The sequence below is a fragment of the Amycolatopsis sp. MtRt-6 genome (assembly GCF_017308975.1).
Classification (GTDB): Bacteria; Actinomycetota; Actinomycetes; order Mycobacteriales; family Pseudonocardiaceae; genus Amycolatopsis.
Window position 1 is genome coordinate 22189 of the sequence record NZ_JADWPD010000057.1, and the last position, 7352, is coordinate 29540.

At 71.2% G+C, this 7352-nt stretch carries 6 protein-coding genes and 1 rRNA gene; 1 reads left to right on the top strand and 6 read right to left on the bottom strand.

Annotated features, from left to right (window positions below; translation table 11 throughout):
* Positions 1-576: 576 nt before the first annotated feature.
* The 5 genes from I4Q55_RS48210 to I4Q55_RS48230 all read right to left on the bottom strand — a co-directional run bounded on the left by I4Q55_RS48210 (position 577) and on the right by I4Q55_RS48230 (position 6446).
* A complete protein-coding gene (locus I4Q55_RS48210; RefSeq protein ID WP_206797715.1) occupies positions 577-1002 on the bottom strand; it encodes a thioesterase family protein in 426 nt (141 codons plus the stop codon).
* A 14-nt stretch (positions 1003-1016) separates the two neighbouring features.
* A complete protein-coding gene (locus tag I4Q55_RS48215) occupies positions 1017-3992 on the bottom strand; it encodes a bifunctional [glutamine synthetase] adenylyltransferase/[glutamine synthetase]-adenylyl-L-tyrosine phosphorylase (protein ID WP_206797717.1) in 2976 nt (991 codons plus the stop codon).
* 29 nt (positions 3993-4021) lie between these two features.
* Positions 4022-5155 (bottom strand): inorganic phosphate transporter, encoded by a 1134-nt coding sequence (locus tag I4Q55_RS48220; protein WP_206797718.1) that lies wholly within the window; start codon positions 5153-5155, stop codon positions 4022-4024.
* Between the two features lie 94 nt (positions 5156-5249).
* Entirely contained in the window at positions 5250-5996 is a 747-nt protein-coding gene (locus I4Q55_RS48225) for a type 1 glutamine amidotransferase (RefSeq protein ID WP_206797719.1), read from the bottom strand.
* Between the two features lie 15 nt (positions 5997-6011).
* Positions 6012-6446 carry a rhodanese-like domain-containing protein gene (locus I4Q55_RS48230; protein WP_206797720.1) on the bottom strand — a complete coding sequence of 145 codons (435 nt, stop codon included), beginning with the start codon at positions 6444-6446 and terminating at the stop codon, positions 6012-6014.
* A gap of 111 nt (positions 6447-6557) precedes the next feature.
* On the opposite strand from I4Q55_RS48230, the gene I4Q55_RS48235 reads away from it, so the two are divergent.
* A complete protein-coding gene (locus I4Q55_RS48235; protein WP_206797721.1) occupies positions 6558-7010 on the top strand; it encodes an Lrp/AsnC family transcriptional regulator in 453 nt (150 codons plus the stop codon).
* A 216-nt stretch (positions 7011-7226) separates the two neighbouring features.
* Here I4Q55_RS48235 and rrf read toward each other — a convergent pair.
* A 5S ribosomal RNA gene (rrf, locus tag I4Q55_RS48240) occupies positions 7227-7343 on the bottom strand.
* Between the last annotated feature and the right edge of the window lie 9 nt (positions 7344-7352).

Below are 7352 nucleotides of genomic sequence, written 5' to 3' on the forward strand. Positions count from 1 at the left end.
GAGTGTCGGTGCCGCGTCCTACCGTGGACGCATGCCTACTCCCGGACAGCCGACGCACCGCGACCTGCCCCTCTACAGCTCGGGCCACGCACCGCCGTTCCTATTCACGAACACCCAGCTTGAGAACATCGAGCTGCGTCCGGGAGCGCCCGTGCGGGCGTACGTGGAGAGCAACCACGGGCCAGCTGCTCTCTACCTCGTGACGGAGGCCCGGCTTATCGATCCAGAGCGCTTCCCTCTCCCCGACGCCTGATCGTGACAACGGCCGGCAGCACCGCGTCAAGGCGGGAAAGCGTGCCTTGACCCGGCGCCACCGGCCGCGTTCTTGGGCTTCATGTCGGGATGAGGGGGTGGTGTGGTCGTGGGCCGCCAGGCCGTCTCCAGGCCGTCAGACGTCCGCCAGAGTTGACCAAGAACGACCAACGACGACCGACAACCAGCAGGTCAGGAGGGGTGCCGACGATCAGCCCGCAGGTGGAGGCCGGGTCATGGCAGACCTACGACGTGTGATCGGCTAGGACGCCCCCGGACACGCCGGTGGCGAGGTGCGAAGAGCCCTCGCCACCGGCGTTTCTTCTACTCCGAGGTCGACAGCAGCTTCAGGTCCGCGCCCGCCGCCTCGAAACGGCCCCGCGGGTCCTCCACCAGCTTGCGGCGGTCCAGGTCCATCAGCCCCAGCGTGCAGGTGATCTCCGCGGCCAGCGCGCCGTCGAGCTTGATGATGTTCGAGTCCATCTTGAACGTCTTGCCGGTGCCGAACTTCACGTCGCACGTCACGTCCACGGAGTCGCCCGCGCGCAGCTCGCGGCGGAACACCACGTGCGTCTCCAGCAGCACCGCGGCCACGCCGGGAAGCCCCTTCAGCGCGCCCGCCGCTTCGAGCAGCTCCAGGCGGGAAACCTCGCCGTACGAGTGGTACACGGCGTGGTTGAGGTGGCCCAGGGTGTCCAGCTCGTAGTGCCGGACCTTGATCCGGGTCCGGAACGGCTCGCGATCGGTCACCAGCCCACTGTAGGTCAGGCTTCGTAGAACAAGTGCTCCACCACCGCGTGCGCCCGGCGGGTGATGCGGCGGTACGTGTCGAGGAACTCGCCCGGGTCGTCGCCCGCCGACTGGCCGAGCACCCTGGCCACCGCGGCCAGGTCGCGGCCCGAGCCCGGCACCTGGTCGACCGCCTTGCCGCGCACCAGCATCCCCGCGTTGCGCACGCGGGTCGCCAGCAGCCACGCTTCGGCCAGCGAGTCCGCCTCGGCCTGCTCGGCCAGGCCCGCCTCCGCGAGCACCGCCAGCGCGTCCAGCGTCGACGTCGTGCGCAGGCCCTCGACCTCGTGGCCGTGCTGGAGCTGCAGCAGCTGCACCGTCCACTCGACGTCGGCGAGGCCGCCGCGGCCGAGCTTCGTGTGCAGCGTCGCGTCGGCGCCGCGCGGCATCCGCTCCGTCTCGACGCGGGCCTTGATGCGGCGGATCTCGCGCGCCTTCGTCGCGTCCAGGCCGCCTTCGGGGTAGCGGATCGGGTCGATCATCGCGTTGAAACGCTCGCCGAGGTCGTCGTCGCCCGCGATGAACCGGGCCCGCAGCAACGCCTGCGCCTCCCACACCTCGCCCCACCGCGCGTAGTAGGCGCGGTACGACTCGAGCGTCCGGACCAGCGGCCCGCTGCGGCCCTCCGGCCGCAGGTCGGCGTCGACCACGAGCGCGGGATCCGAACTCGGCGCGCCCAGCATCTTCCGGACGGTCTCCGCGACCGACGAAGCGAACTTCACGGCGTCGGCGTCCGAAACCCCTTCGGACGGCTCGCACACGAACAGCACGTCCGCGTCGGAGCCGTAGCCGAGTTCGGCGCCGCCGAGCCGGCCCATCCCGATCACGGCGATGCGCGCCGGCGTCCGGCCGAGTTCGGTCTGCCGCCGGCGGAACGCCGCGGCCAGCGCGCCCTGCAGCACCGCGACCCACACCGAAGACAGCGCATCGCAGACCGCGCGCACGTCGAGCAGTCCCAGCAGATCCGCGGAGGCGACACGCAGGAGTTCGTGCCGCCGCAGCGAACGCGCGGCGGCGATGGCGGCGTTCAACCCGGGCTGACGCCGGACGGCGGCCCGCAGCGACTTCGCCACCTCCGCGGGCGTGCGGCCCAGCAGCCGGGCCGGATCGCCGAGCAGCTGCAGCACCTCCGGCGCGCGGACCAGCAGGTCGGGCACCAGCCGCGACGTCCCGAGCAGGAAGGCCAGGTTCTCCACGACCGTGCCCTCGTCGCGCAGCACCCGCAGGTACCACGGGGTTTCCTCGAGCGCCTCGGACACCTTCCGGTACGACAGCAGCCCGCCGTCGGGGTCGGGGGTGTCGGCGAAGAGGTCGAGCAGCACCGGCAGCAGCGCCTGCTGGATCGCCGCGCGCCGCGAGACGCCCGCGGTGAGGGCTTTGATGTGCTGGAGCGCGCCGTCGGGCGCGGTGTAGCCGAGCGCGGCCAGGCGGCTGGCGGCCTGCTTGGTGGTCAGGCGCAGCGCTTCGGCCGGCACGTTCGCGACCGACTGCAGCAGCGGCCGGTAGAAGATCTTCTCGTGCAGCCGCCGGATTCCCTTGCCGTGCCGGCGGAACTCCGCGAGCAGCGCCTCGCCCTGGCTCTTGCCGCCGCTCGCCTTGATCCCGCTGGCCCGGGCGAGGATGCGGAGCTCGTCGGTGTCCGCCGCCGCCGGGAACAGGTGCGTCCGGCGCAGCCGCCGCAGCTGCAGCCGGTGCTCGATCATCCGCAGGAACTCGTACGACGCCCCCAGCTCGGCGGCATCCTGACGGCCGACGTAGCCGCCTTCGCCGAGCGCCGCGAGCGCGTCCATGGTGGACGGTGAGCGCAGGTTCGCGTCGACCCGGCCGTGCACGAGCTGCAGCAGCTGCACGGCGAACTCGACGTCGCGCAGGCCGCCGCGGCCCAGCTTCAGCTCGCGTTCGGCGTGCTCGGACGGCACGTGGCCCTCGACCCGGCGGCGCATCTGCTGCACCTCGGCGACGAAGTTCTCGCGGTCGGCCGCCGACCACACCAGCGGCGCCACCATCTCGGCGTACTGGCGCCCGAGCTCGGCGTCGCCCGCCACCGGCCGCGCCTTGAGCAGGGCCTGGAACTCCCAGGTCTTGGCCCACTTCTGGTAGTAGCCGTGGTGGCTGTCCACCGTGCGGACGAGCGCGCCGGCCTTGCCCTCCGGGCGCAGCGCCGCGTCGACCTCGAAGCACGCCTTCCCGACGACGCGCATCATTGTGCTCGCCAGCCGCGTCGCGAGGCCGAGGTCGCCCTCGCCGACGAAGATGACGTCGACGTCGCTGACGTAGTTGAGCTCCCGGCCGCCGCACTTGCCCATCGCGATGACCGCCAAGGTGCCTTCGGCGGAGGCGCCGGCTTCGGCCTCGGCCACGACCAGCCCGGCGGCGAGCGCGGCCTCCGCGAGCACGGTCAGCTGCGCCGCGACCTCGGCGTAGCCCGGGTGCTCGAGCCCGGCCTCGACGACGTGCCCGAGGTCGGCGGCGGCGATGCCGAGCAGCTGGCCGCGGTAGGCGACCTTCAGCGCCTGCTCGGCCTTGAGCCCGGTGAGCACCGAACCGTCATCGGCCAGGAGAGCCGTGCGCAGCGCTTCGCGGTAGCAGGCGGAATCGGTGCACTTGTCCGCGGTGAGCGAGCGCCACTGGTCCGGGTTGGCGGCGAGGAAGTCGGCGAGCGCGCTCGACGTCCCGAGCACGCTGAGGAAGCGGCCGCGGAAGGTCCGGTGGGTGCGGAGCTGCGCTTCGAGGGCGGCCCACTCGGCGGCGTCGGCCTCGCGGATCCGGTCCAGGCCGCGCAACGCGAGGTCCGGGTCGGCGGTGCGGGACAACGCGGCGAGCACGTCGGCGGCCGTCTCGACCGGGCCGGCGTCGGCCCACCAGCCGGCCGCGCGCAACTGACCCTCGGCACGGGGATCGGTGAAGCCGTACCTCGCCGCCGAAGCGGTCGTTCGCGCGCGGTCTGCCATCACCGACCACCGTAGCCGGGGAACACGGCTCAGGCCGCGAGCCGGCCCGGCTCCGTCCCGGCGGGCGTCGGCTCGGGCACCTGGAAGCTGTGCGCGGTGACGGGGTTGCGCCGCGAGAGCAGGTAGATGCCGAGGCCGACCCCGGCCCCGACCACGCCGACGGCGATCGTGCCCGCGTCACCGAGCGAAGCGATCTTGCCGGAGATCGCGCCGATGATCGCGGCCGCGGGCAGCGTGAACAGCCAGGCGACGACCATCCGGCCTGCCATCCGCCAGCGGACCGGCGCGTCCCGGCGGCCGACGCCGGAGCCGACGATCCCGCCCGAGCAGACGTGCGTCGTCGACAGCGGGAAGCCCAGTCGCGAGGAGACCAGGATGACCAGCGCCGAGCTCGTCTGGGCGGCGAAGCCCTGCGGGCCTTCGATGTCCGTCAGGCCCTTGCCGAGGGTGTGGGTGATGCGCCAGCCGCCGAGGTAGGTGCCGAGCGCCAGCGCGCACGCGGCGCTGACGATCACCCAGACGGGCGGCGGCGCGCCCGCGGGGAGGCTGCCCGCGGTGACGAGGGTGAGCGTGATGATGCCCATCGTCTTCTGCGCGTCGTTGGTGCCGTGCGCGAGCGAGACCAGGGAGGCCGAGACGATCTGCCCGACCTTGAACCCACGGGTGGCCGGGCGGCCGCGCACGAGGAAGCGGTAGACCAGGTAGGTGGCGGTCATCGCGACGAGCCCGGCGATGACCGGGCTGGCCGCGGCCGGGACCAGGACCTTCTCGACGATCTTTCCGAAGTGGACGGAGTCGGCGCCGGCCGAGACCCAGGTGGCGCCGATCAGCCCGCCGAACAAGGCGTGCGACGAGCTCGACGGCAGGCCGACGAACCACGTCAGGAGATTCCAGACGATGGCGCCGACCAGCCCGCCGAAGACGATCGCCGGGCCGATCTTCGTGTCGTCGACCAGACCGCTGGAGATCGTCTTGGCGACTTCGACCGACAGGAACGCGCCGACCAGGTTCAACACCGCGGAGACCGCGACGGCCACGCGGGGCTTGAGTGCCCCGGTGGCGATCGATGTGGCCATCGAGTTCGCGGTGTCGTGGAACCCGTTCGTGAAATCGAAAATGAGGGCCGTGACGACGACGACCACGACCAGCAACGAGGGTTGCACCCCGACCTCCGCACCCTTGTGGGGACTCCTCCCGCAAGGTACCTGACGGGTACGCCCGGCGTTAACAGGATGTTGCTGGTTGTGACCTCCGTCGTTAAGCCAACGGCAAAGTACGGTGACTGGCGACCGCGGCTTCGAGTTCTCCGGCGGCCAGCTTGACGAACCGGTGCGCGAAGGGCCGCCAGGTTTCCGCGATGTCGGCGTGCACGGTGACCAACGTTTCGTGCTCGAGTGCGCCCGGCCGGGCGAATTCGGCTTCTCCGGGGCATTCCGCGGCCCAGCTCTCGACGACGGCCGGCGTCGTCTCGATGTGGAACTGGACACCGTAGACACAACGCCCGAGCCGGTAGGCCTGGTGCGCGTAGCGCGGCGAGGACGCGAGCAGTTCGGCGCCGGGCGGGAGCCGGGTGATGGCGTCGGTGTGGAACTGGAGGACGTCCTGCACGAGCGGCAGGTCGGCGAACAGCGGATCGGTCCACGCCGCGTCCTTCTTGCTGACGAGGTGCGGACCGACCTCCGGCCCGTCCGGGGCGACCTCGACGCGGCCGCCGGTCGCGACGGCCAGCAGCTGCGCGCCGAGGCAGATGCCCAGGGTGGGCAGGTTCCGCGCCGCCGCCTTGGACAGGAGGCGCCGGACGTCGGCGAGCCACGGGTGCTTGGCGTCGTCTTCCGCGCCCATGCCGCCGCCGAGGCAGACGACGGCCCGGTAGCCGACGAGGTCGGGCAGGTCTTGTTCCGGTTGCAGGCGGACGTCGAGTTCCGCGCCGGCCTCGGTCAGCCAGTCGCCGAGGGGGCCCAGCGGGTCCGACGTGTCCGGCTGGACGATCAGGATTCGGGTCACGTAGTCCAGGGTAGGTCAGCAGGCACAGCGAATTCCTCCGGCTTTGTCGCCTTCGACGTCGCGTTCGATCGGGTAGCCGGCGGCGATCCAGGCGGTGATGCCGCCGGAGAGCCGTTTCACCTTGAAGCCGAGCTGGGCGAGCTTGAGCGCGCCCTTGGTGGCGGCGTTGCAGACGGTGCTTTCGCAGTAGCAGACGTAAACGAGGTCCCGGTCGAGGTGATGCGTGCTTTCCGCGGTCATGTCCCGGTAGGGCAGGTTGATCGCACCGGGGATGCGGGCGTGCGCGAAGGCTTCGGGAGCGCGGGTTTCGACGACGACGTAGCCATCGGTGCGTCCGGCCTCGAGGTCCTGGACGAGATCGTCGGGATCGACCTCGAAGCCGAGTTCGGCCGCGAAGTACGCGACGGCGGCTTCGGGTGTCGCGGCGGGGAAGGCGAGCGTGCGTGTCATGGGGTAAATCCTGCTGGGAAGGCGGGTTTCCGGACAGGGCAGAATCGGGGCGGAAGCCCGGATCGGCCGGGGATTTCCCTGTTCTGGCCCTGCGAACCCGGGAGAGTTGCGGTGGACCACCTCGACGACGTCGACTGGCGCCTGCTGGAGCTCCTCCAGGCGGACGGCCGGCTGAGCTTTTCGGAGCTGGGCCGCCGGGTATCGCTGTCCGGCTCGGCGGTGACGGAGCGAGTCCGCCGTCTCGAGGAGCGCGGCGTGATCACGGGCTACGCGGCGAGCATCGACACGACGAAGCTGGGGTTGCCGATCGAGGCGTTGGTGCGGGCGCGGGTCCGGAGTTTGGACACGCCACGGTTCCGCGCGGCGGTGTTGCCGCTGCCGCAGGTGGTGACGGCGGATCACGTGACCGGTGAGGAGTGCTGGGTGCTGCGGGTGCTGTGCCGGGATACGGCGGAGCTGGAGGCGCTTCTGGAGAAGGTGCAGCGGTATGGGGAGACGAACACGTCGCTGGTGTTGTCGTCGCCGTTGCGGAGGCGTTCGGTGGTTCGGCCGGGGTCGGTTTGAGGTCTTGCGCGTGATCCGGGAGGCATCATGCGTGAGTAGAGGGGCATCTCGCGTGATTTGTGGGGCATCACGTGTGTTCTGTGGGGCATCACGGCGGCCGGCCGGGTGTGGCTCGGGCAGTCGGCGCGCGTGGTTGGGGGGCATGGCTGGGGGTGGGTATGCGGAAGGCCCCGGGAGACGTTTCCGTCTCGACCGGGGCCTTCCACTTCATGTTGAGTTCGGCGGTGTCCTACTCTCCCACAACCCTTCGGTTGCAGTACCATCGGCGCTGTCAGGCTTAGCTTCCGGGTTCGGAATGGGACCGGGCGTTTCCCTGACGCTATAACCACCGAAACACTCCGA